Origin of the sequence: Mangrovimonas futianensis (assembly GCF_021245805.1) — a bacterium.
GTDB lineage: Bacteria > Bacteroidota > Bacteroidia > Flavobacteriales > Flavobacteriaceae > Mangrovimonas > Mangrovimonas futianensis.
Genome location: NZ_JAJJNF010000100.1, coordinates 1 through 255 on the forward strand (window position 1 = coordinate 1; position 255 = coordinate 255).

General features: G+C 37.3%; 1 pseudogene. It reads left to right on the top strand.

Features of this window, described 5'->3' with window-relative positions:
• Positions 1–209: pseudogene (locus tag LOK78_RS16595) on the top strand (hypothetical protein); the annotation flags it as partial.
• Between the last annotated feature and the right edge of the window lie 46 nt (positions 210–255).

The following is a 255-nucleotide window of genomic DNA, read 5'->3' on the forward strand; positions in this document are numbered from 1 at the left end:
ATTTTGACCTAGGTGAAGATTACGGCCTCTATAGTTTTAGGCACACCTTTATCACCAAATTATATCGGGCTCTTGCCAAGGATTCCACTCCTTTTGAGGCAAAAAGTAAACTTTTATTGATAACTGGGCATTCATCGATGGGAGCTTTGGAAAAATATCTAAGGGATATTGACGCAGAACTGCCCCAAGACTATTCAACCTTCTTGTAGAACATGGAAGAAAGTATTTTATATAAAGACTACTTTGATCTATCAT